15 protein-coding genes and 1 other RNA gene are annotated in these 17517 nt (G+C 41.8%); 14 read left to right on the forward strand and 2 right to left on the reverse strand.

Annotation, left to right across the window (positions count from 1 at the left end; genetic code table 11):
- The first annotated feature begins 132 nt into the window (after nt 1–132).
- Nucleotides 133–645 (forward strand): tRNA adenosine(34) deaminase TadA, encoded by a 513-nt coding sequence (gene tadA / locus WKT11_RS13370; RefSeq protein ID WP_340284919.1) that lies wholly within the window; start codon nt 133–135, stop codon nt 643–645.
- A complete protein-coding gene (locus tag WKT11_RS13375; RefSeq protein ID WP_117676636.1) occupies nt 642–2009 on the forward strand; it encodes an MATE family efflux transporter in 1368 nt (455 codons plus the stop codon). The genes tadA and WKT11_RS13375 overlap by 4 nt, the downstream gene beginning before the upstream one ends.
- A 90-nt stretch (nt 2010–2099) precedes the next feature.
- On the opposite strand, the gene ffs is transcribed toward WKT11_RS13375, so the two are convergent.
- Nucleotides 2100–2359: signal recognition particle sRNA large type (gene ffs / locus WKT11_RS13380), an RNA gene on the reverse strand.
- A 396-nt stretch (nt 2360–2755) separates the two neighbouring features.
- Between ffs and WKT11_RS13385 the strand changes: the two genes are divergently transcribed.
- From WKT11_RS13385 to WKT11_RS13425, 9 genes are all read left to right on the forward strand, one after another.
- Nucleotides 2756–4342, forward strand: coding sequence for an AAA family ATPase (locus tag WKT11_RS13385; RefSeq protein ID WP_117676635.1), 1587 nt, complete (start codon nt 2756–2758; stop codon nt 4340–4342).
- A gap of 446 nt (nt 4343–4788) precedes the next feature.
- The gene (locus WKT11_RS13390) at nt 4789–5871 is read left to right on the forward strand and encodes a 6-phosphofructokinase (RefSeq protein ID WP_117676634.1); all 1083 of its coding nucleotides are present in this window, start codon (nt 4789–4791) and stop codon (nt 5869–5871) included.
- Nucleotides 5872–6020: 149 nt separating this feature from the next.
- Nucleotides 6021–7634, forward strand: a complete 1614-nt coding sequence (gene dnaX, locus WKT11_RS13395) for a DNA polymerase III subunit gamma/tau (RefSeq protein ID WP_118410772.1) — start codon at nt 6021–6023, stop codon at nt 7632–7634.
- 239 nt (nt 7635–7873) lie between these two features.
- Nucleotides 7874–8230, forward strand: coding sequence for a YbaB/EbfC family nucleoid-associated protein (locus tag WKT11_RS13400; protein ID WP_117676632.1), 357 nt, complete (start codon nt 7874–7876; stop codon nt 8228–8230).
- Nucleotides 8230–8829, forward strand: a complete 600-nt coding sequence (gene recR / locus WKT11_RS13405) for a recombination mediator RecR (RefSeq protein WP_117676631.1) — start codon at nt 8230–8232, stop codon at nt 8827–8829. The genes WKT11_RS13400 and recR overlap by 1 nt, the downstream gene beginning before the upstream one ends.
- Before the next feature lie 52 nt (nt 8830–8881).
- Entirely contained in the window at nt 8882–9991 is a 1110-nt protein-coding gene (locus WKT11_RS13410; protein ID WP_117676630.1) for a LacI family DNA-binding transcriptional regulator, read from the forward strand.
- Nucleotides 9992–10251: 260 nt separating this feature from the next.
- Nucleotides 10252–10905, forward strand: a complete 654-nt coding sequence (fsa, locus tag WKT11_RS13415; RefSeq protein ID WP_117676629.1) for a fructose-6-phosphate aldolase — start codon at nt 10252–10254, stop codon at nt 10903–10905.
- A 15-nt stretch (nt 10906–10920) separates the two neighbouring features.
- Nucleotides 10921–11760 (forward strand): transketolase, encoded by an 840-nt coding sequence (locus tag WKT11_RS13420; protein WP_019160570.1) that lies wholly within the window; start codon nt 10921–10923, stop codon nt 11758–11760.
- Complete coding sequence (locus WKT11_RS13425) at nt 11748–12686, forward strand: transketolase family protein (protein WP_117676628.1); 939 nt, start codon at nt 11748–11750, stop codon at nt 12684–12686. The genes WKT11_RS13420 and WKT11_RS13425 overlap by 13 nt, the downstream gene beginning before the upstream one ends.
- On the opposite strand, the gene yyaC is transcribed toward WKT11_RS13425, so the two are convergent.
- Nucleotides 12659–13207 carry a spore protease YyaC gene (gene yyaC, locus WKT11_RS13430; protein WP_117845171.1) on the reverse strand — a complete coding sequence of 183 codons (549 nt, stop codon included), beginning with the start codon at nt 13205–13207 and terminating at the stop codon, nt 12659–12661. The two genes, WKT11_RS13425 and yyaC, sit on opposite strands and share 28 nt — an antisense overlap.
- Before the next feature lie 314 nt (nt 13208–13521).
- On the opposite strand from yyaC, the gene WKT11_RS13435 reads away from it, so the two are divergent.
- The 3 genes from WKT11_RS13435 (at nt 13522) to WKT11_RS13445 (ending at nt 17034) form a co-directional block, all read left to right on the forward strand.
- A complete protein-coding gene (locus WKT11_RS13435; protein WP_340284927.1) occupies nt 13522–14889 on the forward strand; it encodes a LysM peptidoglycan-binding domain-containing protein in 1368 nt (455 codons plus the stop codon).
- Nucleotides 14890–15071: 182 nt separating this feature from the next.
- On the forward strand, nt 15072–16322 hold the full coding sequence (locus tag WKT11_RS13440) for a DUF5711 family protein (RefSeq protein WP_118137100.1): 1251 nt from the start codon (nt 15072–15074) through the stop codon (nt 16320–16322).
- Between the two features lie 10 nt (nt 16323–16332).
- Nucleotides 16333–17034: a CvpA family protein gene (locus tag WKT11_RS13445; RefSeq protein ID WP_118137098.1), complete on the forward strand. Its 702-nt coding sequence runs from the start codon at nt 16333–16335 to the stop codon at nt 17032–17034.
- Nucleotides 17035–17517: the final 483 nt, after the last annotated feature.

Here is a 17517-nt window from a genome sequence, read left to right on the forward strand (position 1 = left end):
TTATTTCAAACGAAAAAGCTTGCTATATTTTGGCTTTGGGTAAGCTTCAACGTATAAAGTTACATTTCAATTTGCTTGGGTTAAGAAACTCCGGGCTTTTTTTATGTTAAAAATGGGAAAGGAAGGCAGAGCTTGACAGATCAGGAACGTTTTATGAAAGAAGCTATCCGCCAGGCAAAGAAAGCGGAGGCTTTGGAAGAAGTACCAATTGGCTGTGTAATCGTATATGAAGGAAAGATTATTGCACGCGGATATAATAGGAGAAATACAGATAGAAACACACTCTCTCATGCAGAGTTGAATGCAATCCGAAAAGCCAGTAAAAAGCTTGGTGACTGGCGGTTAGAGGGGTGTACGATGTACGTGACACTGGAACCATGTCAGATGTGTTCCGGGGCGCTTGTGCAGTCCAGAATTGATGAAGTTGTGATTGGCTGTATGAATGCTAAGGCAGGCTGTGCGGGTTCAGTTATGAATCTTCTGCAGATAGAGGGGTTTAATCATCAGGTAAAAATTACGCAGGGGGTTCTGGAAGAAGAATGTTCCACAATGCTGTCTGATTTCTTCAAAAGGCTTCGTGAGAAAAAGAAACAGGAAAAAGCAACGCGAAAATTAGAACAGGAGAGGCTTGAGGCGAAAGAATGAAAAGAGATACAACAAATGATATGACAATCGGCAATCCGGTGAGTCTGATCATAAAATTTATGATTCCCATGTGTCTGGGAAATCTTTTCCAGCAGTTTTATAACATTGCGGACTCGATCGTTGCCGGAAAATTTATCGGCGTAAATGCACTTGCGGCAATTGGAAGCACCGGTTCGCTGATGTTCTTTGTAACAGGCTGGCTGAATGGGCTTAGCAGTGGGTTTGCGATTATTGTAGCCCAGATGTTCGGAGCGAAAAAATTTGACAGGATGCGCCATTATGTTGCCATGTCCATTTACCTTATGGCTGCATTTTCCATTGTTATGACAATAGGATTCAGTCTTGCGAACAAACCAATTCTGCATCTGATGAATTCGCCGGAAGAGGTATTTGGTGATGTAACTGCATATATGGGAATTATTTATGCAGGTCTTATTATCACAGGTGCATACAATGCACTTGCTGCTTTCCTGCGTGCGTTGGGTGACTCCAAGTCACCACTGTATTTCCTGATCATTTCGGCTGTGATCAATGTTATTCTGGATGTAGTTTTCATCGTAGTTTTTGGAATGGGTGTAGAAGGATGTGGATATGCCACAGTGATCGCACAGGGAATTTCGGCAGTGTGCTGCCTGATTTATATTGTAAAAAGATTTCCAATCCTTCATCTGGAGCGGAAGGATTTTGAGATATGCTGGGGCAGTTTCGGCAGGCTTCTGAAGCTTGGAATTCCTATGGGATTGCAGTTCTCGATTACAGCAATCGGAACCATTATTGTGCAGAGTGCGGTCAATATTTACGGACCTGTACATATGGCCGGATTCTCTGCTGCCGGTAAGATCCAGAATATTTTTGCCACAGTATTTACATCCTTTGGTGCGACTATTGCAACCTATGTGGGACAGAATCGTGGCGCCGGTAAAATGGATCGTGTGAAACTGGGCGTGCGCTATACACAGTTGATGATCTGGGGATGGAGTATCTTTGTCATGCTCCTGATGTTTTTCTTTGGAAAATATCTGACCTACCTTTTCGTAGATCCATCAGAGCAGAATGTAGTGCAGGTATCTGTCACATATTTCAGAACAGTGTTCTGGGCTTATCCATTTCTTGGAAGTATCTTTTTGTATCGAAATACCCTTCAGGGAATGGGATACGGACTTGTACCAATGCTTGGAGGCGTATTCGAACTGGCGGCAAGAGCAGGAATCGTTGTACTGATCGCGGGACATACGTCTTTTGCAGGAGTCTGTATGGCTGATCCTGCAGCCTGGATCGCCGCACTTGTACCATTAGTTCCATATTATTTTCATGTGATGAAGAAATACAAAAACAAAAGCCGTGTACAGGCTGTAGAAGATTAAAGAAAAAAGCATTCAGGAGATTATCGTAAAGATAAAATCCAGAATGCTTTTTATTTCATATGATGACTCACATCATGAATATTCTTTTTTGCGCGCCGCACTTCGGAATGGTCCCACAGACGTTACCTCTACAGTTAACTCAGCCCAGGCACCCTTACGGCACACAAGAGCTTCTGCTTAGTGCTGCTACATTCCTGTCCTGACACGGTTCACAGATTCCTGTTGCGTAAGACCCAAACGTCAACGCCACTTATAGAGGGCAGCTCCACAGGATACAAGCCTCAGATTGGCATCACCCCTGCTGTAGCGGATTGCAGGTACAGGGCACCGCTATCTCCCCGGCTGCGCACTCTTGATTATATAGGCGGGGACTGGGTTTGTCAATAGAAAATCCTTCGTGTGAGAGATTTTCTGAATATAGAGTGTTACTGTTCACTCCGTTCCCAGCAACACGCTTCGCGATGCACAGAATTTATGCTAATCGCATAAATTCGCGCGGTATGTCTCGGGATTTTGGCATATTCATGCCAAAACGCCTCGCGGGATAGTGGCGTGTGAACAATAACAATATAGAAACTATGGATAAAATTATATGAATATTTACAGGCTTTACACATCTTAAAAATACCGCTACAATATTTACAAAGTCTGATTTACTGGCCTGCAGAATAAGAATATGTTGAAAGACAGTGTTTACAGGTGAATTATCAAGTTGTCGAATAAAATATGTAAGGGGTGAAAATGAAATGGGAAGCTATTTGAATCCAGGGGGTGGATTATTTAGTACCTGCCGGCGCTCTAAGATATATGTAGATAAAAGCGGTCTGATTTCTAAAACAAATGATGTATTAGGGACGGAACAGAGATTTGTATGTGTGAGCCGTCCAAGACGATTTGGAAAGTCGATGGCAGCCAATATGCTTGCGGCATATTATGGCAGGGGCGAGGATACGGAAGAACTTTTTGCTGATCTGAAAATCAGGGAAGTGGAAAGTTTCCGGAAGCATTTGAACCAGTATGATGTAATTCGGATAAATATGCAGGAGTTTCTGAGTATAACTCATGATATGGATGAAATGCTGTCTATGCTGCAGAAACGTCTGCTTCGTGAATTAAAGAAACAATACCCGGAGTATATTGATGGTGATTATCTGATTTTTGCAATGAAAGATGTGTTTTCCAGTACAAAACACCCATTTGTAATTCTGATTGATGAGTGGGACTGCGTCTTCAGGGAATTTAAACAAGACACGAATGCACAGAAGAAATATCTGGATTTTTTACGGGCATGGCTGAAAGATCAGGAATATGTTGCATTGGCATACATGACAGGTATTCTTCCGGTGAAGAAATATGGTTCTCATTCTGCATTGAATATGTTTACAGAATATTCAATGTTAAATCCCAGGGAAATGGCAGAGTTTTTTGGCTTTACAGAAAATGAGGTAAAAGAACTTTGTTTAGAATACAAAAGAAATTTCCAGGAAGCACAGGCGTGGTATGATGGATATGAGCTTGTGACAATGGAAGGTGAAAATAGAAAAACCTATTCTATGTACAGTCCAAAATCAGTTGTAGATGCCATGCTAAGCGGTGTTTTTGACAACTACTGGAATCAGACAGAAACTTATGAAGCGTTAAAGGCATATATCCGATTAAATTTTGACGGCTTGAAAGATTCTGTGATACGAATGCTAGCCGGAGATAAAGTACAGATCAACACAGGAACATTCTCTAATGATATGACTACATTTCAGGGAATGGATGATGTTTTGACTTTACTTGTTCACCTGGGCTATTTAAGTTATCACTGGCCGGATAAAACCGTATCAATTCCTAATAAAGAAGTTTCGCAGGAGTATGTAAATGCAATTAGCACGATGGACTGGAAAGAAGTGATTCAATCTATTGAAGCTTCCAGAAATTTACTGGAGGCACTCTGGCAGCTAAATGCTGAAGCAGTAGCAAATGGCATTGACCAGGCGCATCAGGAAATTTCCATTCTTCAGTATAATGATGAAAATGCGTTAAGTTGTACGATTAGTCTGGCGTTTTATTTTGCAAGAGAATATTATACAATTATCCGGGAATTACCGACAGGAAAAGGTTTTGCAGATCTCTGCTTTATTCCAAGAAGGTTATACGCAGATAAACCGGCTGCGGTAATTGAACTTAAATGGGATAAGAAGGCAGAAGGCGCAATATCGCAAATCAAGAATAAGGGATATGTGGATGCCTTAAAGGATTATCATGGGGATTTGCTGCTGGCGGGGATTAACTATGATAAAAAAACAAAAAAACATACCTGTGTGATTGAAAAATATAATAAATAAGATATCTAAAAAACGAAAGTCCTTGGAGTTTTAAAGCGCTAAGGGCTTTCTTGATGTTTGCTATGCGTTCAGTAATACGCTTTACAAACTTAATTTACGCTAATCATATAAATTCGCGTTGTATGTCTCGGTTTTTCTGTGACCTTCGTTCACAAAAAATACCTCGCGGGATAGTGGTGTGTGAACAGTAACGGTTACTCACAAAAGTTTTCCAACGCTATTGTGTGAAAAGAGTAAATATTATATAATAAACAAAGATAAACTATCATTATTCTGGAAATGGATATGTTAGGGTGTTATAACAAATATTACGGATGGTAACACTTGAATATACGGCGTGTCTTGTAGTGGTTATTGATAATTCTTAGTAACTGTTCAGCAGCCTGCCAACTGTGAGAGCGCTGAACAGTTACAATTCTTAAAACACAGAAATGGAGGATACGATCATGATCAAAAGAATAGGTATGCTTACCAGCGGCGGTGACTGTCAGGCACTTAACGCTACCATGCGAGGAGTAGTAAAAGGACTGACAAATAATGTAGACGAATTAGAGGTTTATGGATTTGACGATGGATACAAAGGGCTTATCTATGGGAAATACCGTATGCTTACATCCAAAGATTTCTCCGGAATCCTTACCCAGGGCGGAACAATTCTTGGAACTTCCAGACAGCCGTTTAAACTGATGCGTGTTCCGGATGAGAACGGCCTAGACAAGGTTGAGGCAATGAAGCAGACCTATTACAAACTCTGCCTTGACTGCCTGGTTATCCTTGGTGGAAATGGTACACAGAAAACAGCCAACCTTCTGAGAGAAGAAGGTCTGAACATCATCCATCTTCCGAAGACCATTGATAATGATATTTATGGCACAGACATGACATTTGGATTCCAGAGTGCTGTAAACATTGCGACAAATGCGATTGACTGCATCCATACAACTGCATCCTCACATGGACGTGTATTTATCGTAGAAGTTATGGGTCATAAAGTAGGAAGCCTGACACTTCATGCAGGTGTTGCCGGCGGTGCAGACATTATCCTTATTCCGGAGATTCCATACGATATCAAGAAAGTTACAGAAGCAATCCAGAAACGTGCAAAAGCAGGTAAACGTTTCACAATCCTTGCAGTTGCAGAAGGCGCTATCTCCAAAGAAGATGCACAGCTCCCTAAGAAGAAATACAAAGAAAAACTGGAAGCAAGAGCAAAGAAATATCCGTCTGTTTCCTATGAGATCGCAGATCAGATCTACAAAGAACTTGGAAATGAAGTACGTGTCACAGTTCCCGGACATACACAGAGAGGTGGAGAACCTTGTCCATATGACCGTGTTCTTTCTACAAGAATTGGTGCAGGCGCAGCACAGGCAATCATTGACGGCGAGTATGGCGTAATGATCGGTGTGGTAAACGGAAAGATTAAACGTGTACCGCTTGAAGAATGCGCAGGCAAACTTAAAATGGTATCACCAAAAGACCAGCTGGTACTTGCTGCCAAACAGATCGGTATCAGCTTTGGCGACTGATGAAATATATGTCCGGTATTGAAACAGTACTTGACTGAAAGATACCTTTTCATATAAGATATTAAAGTGTAAAAAAGACCGCCGCGGGAATTTTTCCGCGGCGGCTGTGATAATAAGATATGAGATAGTTATATGATAGGAGTTTGTTCATGAGTTACACTGCTCTTTACAGAAAATTCAGACCGGATAATTTCGCAGATGTCAAAGGCCAGGATCACATCGTGACCACCCTGACAAATCAGATTAAACACAACCGGATTGGCCATGCATATCTGTTTTGCGGAACGAGAGGAACCGGTAAAACAACAGTAGCCAAAATTCTGGCGAAAGCAGTCAACTGTGAACATCCCGTAAATGGCAGCCCATGCAATGAATGTGCCATGTGTAAGGCAATTCAGGCAGGGACTGCAATGAATGTGATCGAGATTGATGCTGCATCAAACAATGGTGTAGACAATATCCGAGAGATCAGAGAAGAGGTTTCTTACCGCCCGACAGAGGGTAAATATAAAGTATACATCATAGACGAGGTTCATATGCTTTCCACAGGCGCATTCAATGCCCTGCTGAAAACACTGGAAGAACCGCCGTCTTACGTTATGTTTATCCTTGCAACAACAGAGGCGCACAAGATTCCTATCACGATTTTATCCAGATGCCAGAGGTATGATTTCCACAGAATTACCATAGATACGATCGCAGCCAGACTGGATGAACTTCTTAAGGTCGAAGGTGTAACTGCTGAGGAAAAAGCAGTCCGCTATGTGGCGAAAGCAGGGGATGGCTCTATGCGAGATGCGTTGAGCCTTCTTGACCAGTGTATCGCTTTTTACCTTGGACAGGAACTTACCTATGATAAAGTTCTGGAAGTTCTGGGTGCTGTTGATACTGAAGTGTTCAGTAAACTTTTGCGTAAAGTAATTCAGGGGGATGTGACAGGTTCTATCCATATCTTGGAGGAACTGATCGTAGGTGGCAGGGAACTGAGCCAGTTTGTAGGAGATTTTACATGGTATATGAGAAATCTTCTTCTGGTAAAGACTTCTGAGAATCCGGAGGAAGCGATTGACGTTTCATCTGAGAATATGAAGCTTCTGAAAGAAGAGAGCACGATGTTGGAAGCGGAGACGCTGATGCGTTACATCCGAATCTTTTCAGATCTTTCTAATCAGATACGATATGCAACGCAGAAGAGAGTTCTTGTGGAAATCGCACTGATCAAATTGTGCCGTCCTGCGATGGAAACAAATCTGGATTCTGTTCTGGACAGACTTCGTGTGCTGGAACAGCGGATAGATGAGCGCCCGGTGCAGCAGGCGATCGTGCAGCAGGGAACATCTGCGACAGGAGCGGATACCGCTGCAACTGCTACAGCAGCTAAGAAAGCTCCGGCAAAAGCGGCACCGGAGGATCTGCAGAAGATCGTGGCGGGCTGGAGAGTGATCACAGGTCAGACGACAGGGATGTTTAAACAGATGCTGCAGAAATCTGTTCCAAAATATAATGGAGAAACAGGAGAGCCGATTCTTTATGTGGAGTTTCAGGATTTCCTCGGACAGTCTTATGTAGATAATCCGGAAGCAAAGAAAGAACTTCAGGATATCATCATTGCCCAGACAGGAAAGACAGTAGAAATCCAGATGCTGGTAGCAAATCAGCATCAGCATACGAATCTGGCGAACATCACAGTGGATCAGGCAATAAAAGATAACATCCATATGGATGTTGTTATAGAAGAAGACCCTGATGAACCGCTGGAATAATTAATGATATTTGGTAACTATTCAGCAGTCAGCTATCCCGCGAGGTGTTTTGGCATGAATATGCCAAAATCCCGAGACATACAAGTCAAAATCCCATCGCCAAAGGCGATTTTTAATGGATTTTGACTCGTAACTGTGAAGGTACTGAACAGTTACGATATTTGAAGAATTGTGGGAGCAGCATAGCTGCGGAACAATTCGTAATATCAAAAATATGTAGAATAAAGGAGGATACCACAATGGCAAAACGTGGAGGATTCCCGGGAATGGGTATGCCGGGAAATATGAATAATCTTATGAAACAGGCGCAGAAAATGCAGCGCCAGATGGAAGAGAATCAGAAAGCACTGGAAGAGAAAGAATTCACAGCTACAGCAGGTGGCGGAGCTGTAGAAGTAACCATCTCCGGTAAAAGAGAAGTTACAAAAGTAAAACTTCAGGAAGAGGTTGTAGATCCTGATGATATCGAAATGCTGGAAGACCTGATCATTGCAGCAACAAACGAGGCACTTCGCAAAGTTGAAGAAGAATCCACAGCCGTTATGTCCAAACTGACAGGCGGCCTTGGCGGCCTTGGCGGGGGCCTTCCATTCTGATGGAATACTACAGCAGTCATATCAATAAGCTGATCGAGCAGCTTTCCCATCTTCCGGGAATCGGGGCAAAATCAGCACAGAGGCTGGCATTTCACATCATGAACATGCCGAAAGACCAGGTAGACCAGCTTACTTCATCGATCATCAATGCCAGAGAGAATGTGCAGTATTGCAAATGCTGCTACACGCTTACAGACAGAGAAATCTGCCCGATCTGCAGTAATGATAAACGAGATCATTCCGTAATCATGGTCGTAGAGAATACCAGAGATCTTGCCGCATATGAGAAAACCGGCAAATTCGACGGTGTTTATCATGTACTTCATGGTGCAATCTCACCTATGCTTGGAATCGGGCCGGATGATATCAAGCTGAAAGAACTCATGCAGCGTCTGACGAAAGATGATGTAAAAGAAGTAATCGTTGCCACAAACTCCAGTCTGGAGGGCGAGACAACAGCAATGTATATCAGCAAACTGATCAAACCTACCGGTATCAAAGTAAGCAGAATCGCAAGCGGCGTTCCTGTAGGTGGTGATCTGGAGTACATTGATGAAGTAACTTTACTGCGTGCTCTCGAGGGACGCGTAGAACTTTAAAAGTTATTGCAGATGAAGTAACTTTTGAAATCTGGTAAAAGGAGGAGCAACTTTGTCAAAAAAGAAAGCAACTTCTTCTGAAGTGGCAGAGAAAGCTGGCGTATCCCAGGCAACGGTATCGATGGTCCTGAATAAGAAATACAATGTTTCTTTTTCCAGAGAGACAGTAGAGAAGGTAGAACAGGCAGCCCGGGAATTGGGTTATCAGCTTCCCAGCCGCAAAAACAAAAAAGACAGCAAGAAGGAAAAACTGATCGTTGTCTTTTGCCCAACTCTGACAAGTCCATACTATGTGCTGCTCCTTCAGGGAGTAGAGGCAGTAGCGAACAAGCAGGGATATGGCGTCTTTATCTGCAATACACAGAGAGATGCCCGCCTGGAGGAGAAATACCTTCGCATGATGCATACCATTCAGCCTCAGGGAATCATCTACAGCTGCAATCCAAATCCGGACTTTCAGCAGCAGGTGGAACAGCTGGCGCAGACGATTCCTCTTGTCATCATCAGTAACAAAGAGAAAACTACTACGGTAGATGCCATCAATCAGGATAATACAGTAGTGGGAAAAATGATGGCCAGGCATCTGCTTGATCTGGGACACAGAGATGTGGCATTTATCACGCCGCCTCTGACCAGAAGACAATGGCAGAGAAGTAAACGTGTAAATGGTTTTGTAAAGGAATTTGAGAAAGAAGGCCTGAAGGAGCATGTGATCATAAAGGCAGCAGATGAGTCTATTGACTCAAGAATTCCACGAATGGATACAGAATATTCCATGGGCTACCAGCTTACCATGGAACTTTTGGAAGAGGGAAGGGAATTCACTGCGATTGCCGGTCAGAATGACATGATGGCAATTGGGGCGCTGGATGCACTTCATGAGGCAAAGATTCATGTGCCGAGGGATGTCTCGGTAATCGGATGTGACAATATTTTTTATTCCAGCATCCGGAGAATTTCTCTCACGACCATCGATCATTTTGTAGCACTTAAAGGCCAGGATGCGTGTGACATTATTATCCGCAAGATTGATACAAGGGAGCGGGCGCTGACAGATTCAGCGCCGATCAGTCTTTATAATATTGAATACACGCCCAAGCTCATATCCAGACGCACAACCGGATATGCGAAAATCCGGAAAAACCCTTCCGGGAAAAATTAATTAAATACGCCGTAGAAAATTATTAATAATAATTTGGAACTTCAAAACCAAACTGCAGATAAGATATACCGTAGAAATACGATTCAAAGACGGATTGACTATAATTTATCAAGGAAATCAGTATTAATAAAAAATATAATTATTAATAAGAAAATTATTAATAATTATTCATGCGCTTGACCTTCCTCAGAAGTTTGCTATAATGAAATCATCAAACGAACGAACGCTTGGAATGAGCAAAAACAGGAGGTTTTATAATCATGAAATTTTTTATTGACACAGCAAAAGTAGAAGATATTAAAGCAGCTAACGATATGGGTGTAATCTGTGGTGTTACTACAAACCCATCTCTTATCGCAAAAGAAGGAAGAGATTTCAACGAAGTAATCAAAGAGATCACATCTATCGTAGACGGACCGATCAGTGGTGAAGTTAAAGCTACAACAACAGACGCTGAAGGCATGATCAAAGAAGGCCGTGAGATCGCAGCAATCCATCCAAACATGGTTGTTAAGATACCTATGACAGTAGAAGGTCTGAAAGCAGTTAAAGTTCTTTCAGCAGAAGGAATCAAAACAAACGTTACTCTGATCTTCACAGCTAACCAGGCACTTTTGGCTGCAAGAGCTGGCGCTACTTATGTATCTCCGTTCCTTGGAAGACTTGATGATATTTCCACAAGAGGTGTAGATCTGATCCGTGAGATCGCTGAGATCTTCGAAGTAGCTGGAATCGAAACAGAGATCATCGCTGCAAGCGTAAGAAATCCGATCCATGTAACAGACTGCGCACTTGCTGGTGCTGATATCGCAACAGTTCCATACAGTGTAATCGTACAGATGACAAAACATCCTCTGACAGATGCAGGTATCGTGAAATTCCAGAACGATTATAAAGCAGTATTCGGCGAATAAGGAGAATTTACCATAATGGAAAAATTAGAACTTCAGAAAATTGCAAACGAAGTCCGCAAAGACATCGTTACAGCAGTACACGCTGCAAAAGCAGGACATCCGGGCGGATCTCTGTCAGCAGCAGATGTATTCACATACTTATATTTTGAAGAAATGAATATTGATCCTAAGGATCCTAAGAAAGCGGATCGTGACCGTTTCGTACTTTCCAAAGGTCACACAGCACCAGGATATTATTCTGCACTTGCAGAAAGAGGATTTTTCCCGAAAGAAGATTTAAAGACTCTTCGTCATCTTGGATCTTATTTACAGGGACATCCGGATATGAAGCACATCCCGGGTGTTGATATGTCCAGCGGTTCTCTTGGACAGGGAATCTCTGCAGCAGTAGGTATGGCTCTTTCCGCTAAATTAAGCAACGAGAGCTATCGTGTATACACATTATTAGGTGATGGCGAGATTCAGGAAGGCCAGGTATGGGAAGCTGCTATGTTCGCAGGCCACAGAAAACTGGACAACCTTGTAGTAATCGTAGATAATAACGGACTTCAGATCGACGGTAAGATTGACGATGTATGTTCTCCGTATCCGATTGATAAGAAATTTGAAGCATTTAACTTCCATGTAATCAACGTTGCTGACGGAAATGATATGGATCAGTTAAAAGCTGCTTTTGATGAAGCAAAGGCTACCAAAGGAATGCCTACAGCTATCATTATGAAAACTGTAAAAGGAAAAGGCGTTTCCTTCATGGAAAACCAGGCCGGATGGCATGGAAAAGCTCCGAATGACGAGCAGTATGCACAGGCGATGGCAGACTTAGAAAAGGTAGGTGAAGCATTATGTCAGAAGTAAAGAAGATCGCAACAAGAGCAAGCTATGGTGCTGCACTGGTTGAATTAGGTAAGAAACATGAAAACCTGGTCGTTCTGGACGCTGACCTTGCTGCAGCTACTCAGACAGGTGTATTTAAGAAAGAATTTCCAGAGCGTCATATTGACTGCGGTATCGCTGAGTGCAATATGATGGGTATCGCTGCAGGTCTGGCTACAACTGGAAAAGTTCCTTTTGCCAGCACATTTGCAATGTTTGCAGCTGGACGTGCATTTGAGCAGGTTCGTAACTCTATCGCATATCCGAAGATCAATGTTAAGATCGGTGCTACTCACGGCGGAATCTCTGTTGGTGAAGATGGCGCTACTCATCAGTGCTGCGAAGACTTTGCACTTATGAGAGCAATCCCGGGAATGGTTGTTGCATGCCCTTCTGATGATATCGAAGCAAAAGCTATGGTAGAAGCAGCTTACGAGCATGTTGGCCCTGTATACATGAGATTCGGACGTCTTGCAGTTCCGGTTATCAATGACAGACCAGACTATAAATTTGAATTAGGAAAAGGTATTGTCCTTCGTGAAGGAAAAGACCTTACAATTATCGCAAACGGTCTTTGCGTAGCTCCTGCTCTTGAAGCAGCAGAGAAGCTTGCTGCAGACGGCGTAGATGCAAAAGTAATCAACATCCATACAATCAAACCTCTGGACGAGGAACTTGTAGTTGCAGCTGCCAAAGAAACTGGCAAAGTTGTAACAGTAGAAGAGCACTCTGTAATCGGCGGACTTGGCGGAGCTGTATGCGAATGCCTGTCTGAGAAAGCACCTGTACCTGTAAAACGTATCGGTGTAAATGATGTATTCGGAGAATCAGGCCCTGCAGTTGCTCTGCTTGAGAAATATGGTCTTGATGCAGAAGGCATCTACAAACAGATCAAAGAATTCGTATAATTTAAGATTCCCTGTGTGATGGTATCTGCCAGTGAGATTACTGTAGACAGACGGGTAGTCTGGAGCGTTAACTGTTCCAGCATACCGGCAATGTTTACGATGCCTGTGATATGGATATCACCAACAGGTGGAAGTTCCTTTTGAACTCCGGCACCTGGGTATAGTGCGCCATTTGCTATGGTCACATATCCCAGGTGCTTTTTTTGTCCAAGAGATGCGTCTACGGCGATTACCAGCCCGTCAGGGTGAAGAAGTTTTATCTGGCGGGAAATTTTTTCCAGATTCAAAGCATGCACAGGCTCTTTAAGTGTACCGTATATATAAATACCATGAGCATCCAGATGTTCAAAAAGCTGATAACCAACATACGGACCAAGGCAGTCGCCGGTTACACGGTCACTTCCAATACAGAGAAAAATCAGCTCAGACCATCTGGCTGGATGGTGTAGAATACATTTGTTTAAAAGAAAAGCAATTTCCTCCGGGGAGTTGCTTTCTTGCGAGTTTACATAAAATACCATATACCCTCCGTTTACTTTGTAATAAGATGCTGGAATCAAAAAGCTTTGGATCTGTCATCATATTATGAAATCATCACAATTATTTAGCAGAATGGTATCTGCGGTGTATCTGGTACATTGTTTTCGAAATAACTATGATGTACTGCGATATATTTTTGGATTTTGCAACGCTATCTATGTTTCATCATATCCTTCTTCGGAGAAATTTATGCACAGTGCAAAATCTGTCGCCAAATTCTCATAAATCTGCCTTATAATGTGCTAAAATCCGCGATTTACCTGTGTTATTCTGATAGCCGAAGGGGTGATGAGATATGATAGAAGTAATCTATAAGGACGAATCTCAGGAAACACAAAATGGTGAAGAACCATTTGGATTACCCAGAAATATACGTCAGATTGGCCTTGTTGGTGATGATTACAGAATTTATATGGAGGATTATGTGTACACATTTCTGGTAAGACTTGCCAGGGCGGAAAATGCATCAGGAGAACAGCGGGCCAGAGTGGCGATTCTTACAGGAGAGATAAAATGGCGTTCCCAGATCGCTTACCTGTTTATAAAGGGAGCGGTTATGGCAGAAAACATGGATGCAGCGCCAGATCATATAGATTTCTCAAAGGAACAATGGAAACAAATACAGGATGACCAGAAACAATATTTTGACGATCAGGAAATTGTAGGGTGGTTTTTCTCACAGCCCCAGATTACACTGGAAGCGACAGAATTGATGACAAAAGTACATATGAAATATTTTGGCGGGGAAAAGGTTCTGATGCTGATGGAGCCTCAGGAGAGAGAAGATGCATTCTTCCGTTATGAGAATAATGGGATGGCACATTTGGGAGGATATTATCTCTATTATGAAAAAAATCCAGGCATGCAGACGTACATGGTTGATAAAAATAAAGAACTCCAGCCGGATGTACCGGAACATTATGAAGACCAGGCAGTAAAAGATTTCCGCAAAATAATTACAGATAAGAAAGAAAAGAAGAAGGAGTTAGCAGCTCCTTCTGTTTTTTCATATGGATTGACGGCATGCCTGGCAATAGCGGTGCTGACAGTAGGTATGAATTTTTACAGAAACTATCAGAGCGCGGACCGGACAGGGGAAGAAAGCGCAACGGTTTCTTCTGTGATTGTTGAAGAAATAACACCGTCGCCGGCTATCCAGAGTGAAACAGATATGAGTACACAAAACAATACTGATACATCAGAGAATGAAAAAAAGGATTCAGGTACACCAAATAATGCATCTGATGTATCAGGTGATACAGCATGGAATGACCCTCAAGAAAAAAACAGAACAGATATCCGCAAATTATCCGGTGCAGAGAAACAGACTTCGACAGTACAGGAAGAGACAAAAGTAAAATCGGACAAAACAGAACAGGTTCCAGTGTCAAAAACAGAAAAGTCAGATAAAACAGAACAGATTTACCAACAGGAATCAGATGAGCGTAAAGCACAAAAAAGAGTCAGGGAAGCTGCACAGAAGGAAAACCGTGAGGCGGCGGGACAGATTCATGAGTCTTACGTGATCCAGCCAGGGGACACGCTCTATCAGATATGTATGAACAGATATGGAAATATTGAAGCCCTTAGCCAGCTGTGTCAGTTAAATGGTATGTCAGCAGATGAAACCATTTATCCGGGACAAGTAATTGTATTACCTTAGAAAATTGTGTATAATAGAGGACAAAAAGTTATCAGAATATTGCTGTTTGCCAGTGTACCGACAAGTTGATTCCTGAAATGATCCTGCTGGCACACCGGCACATTGCTTTATAAATAGCTATATCAATTACGCGGTGAACAGTGACACTAAAATATGAAAGTGAGAAATCAGGTAAGGCTAAGATGGCAAATACATTAAAAAAAATTGTAAAAAAGCATAAGAAGAAAAAACTTATGGCAGAAAAACAGAAAATGGCTAAAGCCCAAGGGGTATCAGAGGAGGAGTATGCTGATAATTATGAGCTCAGATTATCCCGCCATAAAAGAAACATAGTCAAAAAGACAGTCATTACAGTAGTGGCGATAGCTGCTGCTGTAACAGCTGTTGGTTTTTATATAGAAAAAAGAAGTTATCATAATTATAAGGTAGTACAGTCCAGTGAACAGGAAGATGTTGTTTCTACAAGCTATATTGAAATGGATGGAGATATCCTTCGATATAGCCCGGATGGAGTCTCACTTGTTTCTGATAAGATGAGTACACTCTGGAGTGAAACTTATCAGATGCAGAATCCGGTGGCTGATGTTAACGGAACGCGTGCGGTAATCGCGGATAAAGATGGAACAACATTGGAAATCTATGATAAATCAGGAAAGACTGGCAGTGTGACAACTTCTTACAGTATCATTAAGGCAAGAGTGTCAAAGAGCGGTCTTGTAGCTGCGATTCTGGATGGCGGAGACGATACCTGGATTGATTTTTACAGTACAGATGGAAGTCTGATTGCTGAAAACCAGACGAAGATAGATGATCCCGGATATCCTCTGGATATTGCTGTGTCAGAAGATGGCGTGGTTATGATGGTAACTTATCAGTTTGTAGACGGCAGCGATACGACCAGCTATGTTGCATTTTATAATTTCGGAGATGTAGGACAGAACGAAGATGACAGAATCGTCAGTGGATACAAATACGAAGGTGTGGTAGTGCCGCAGATTCAGTACCTTTCCAATAATCGTTCGATAGCACTTAAAGACAATGGTTTCACGATTTATCAGGGAAGCCAGATTCCGAAAGAAGTAAAAACAATAGAGACGGATAAGGAAATCGTCAGTACATTTTATGATGATGATATGGTTGGCCTTGTCTTTAAAAATGACAGCAAAGATAAGCAGTATATCATGGAAGTATACAATACTGCAGATGGCAAGCTGAAATTTAAAGAAGATTTTAATATTCCATATACAACGATCAAATTAAGCGGTGGAAATATTTTAATGTATAACAGTTCACAGATGTGCGTTATGAATAGCAGAGGCGTTCAGAAATATCTGGGAAGTGTAGACGGAACGATCAAAGACTTTTTCAAAATAGGGATGAACAGATATCTGCTGGTACTGGATAGTGGGGTAGATGTGATAAAATTGAGTTAGGATGAGCGAAATGACTTTAACATGGGCCGGAGTCATTACAGTACTCCTTCTGGCATTCGCCTGTGTCAGAGGTTATAGACGAGGTCTGATAAAAGAAATTGTTTCGATTGCATGTGTTTTTCTGTCGATGTCTATCGTATGGTTTGTAAACCCATATGTAAACCAGTTTATTCGCGAGAACACATCAATTTATGAGAAGATACAGGATAGCTGTCAGGAATTTGTAGAAGAAAAATATAGTTCGCAGATGAGTAACGGAGAAGAACAGACTACTTTTATAAATGAAATGAATCTTCCGGATCTGATAAGCAGCGGTCTGCTCCAGAATAATAATTCGGATATCTACCGATATCTGGCTGTAAGCACATTTTCGGATTATGTAGCACAATATCTGGCAAGAATGGCAGTGAATGGAATTTCGTTTCTTATTTCACTGGCATTGTCGACAATTCTGATACAAAGTATTACATGGATGCTTAATCTCGTATCAAGGCTTCCGGTGATTCATGGAATGAACAAGATCGCAGGAGCATTTCTTGGCGCGGCAAAATTTCTGATCGTAGTATGGGTTGTTCTGCTGGCTCTGACTATTATATGCAATACGGAAATAGGAGAAATGGGACTGCAGATAGTTAAGAAAGATTATATTCTGAACTATATATATGACAAAGATATTCTGATTCAGATATTCATGAGTGTCTTTTATCAATGAGCCAGGGTAATGTGTGAGGGAAATTTCTATTAATAAAGGCGATTTTTAACCGAATCAAGTAAGTTCCCTGTTTCAATTGCGAAGAGCAATAAGCAGTGGGTGGGGACTTGATTGTATCAGGAGGGGACAAGCCCCTCCTGATAAACTACGGAGCAGTTATGAGTCTAATAAAATAAAGGGCATGTAAAAAAATATGTAAAAAAATGTAAAATAGTGCTTGACGCGAAGAAAAAATAATGATATGATAAATCCGCTTCTGAATGAGGCGGATTTTTTTTCGACAAACAACAAAGAATTGGTTGAATAAAGTTGAAAAAAATATAAAAAAGGTGTTGACAGGAAACTGAAGACATGATATTATATCAGAGTTGCTGAAATAGACAACTGAAAAGAACTTGAAAAAATAAAATAAAAAAGTTCTTGACAAGCTGAAAAGTAAGTGATATAATAAATGAGCTGTCAGTCGTGAGATAACAGCGAATA

The sequence above is a fragment of the Blautia sp. HCN-1074 genome (genome assembly GCF_037890165.1).
Lineage (GTDB): Bacteria > Bacillota > Clostridia > Lachnospirales > Lachnospiraceae > Blautia_A.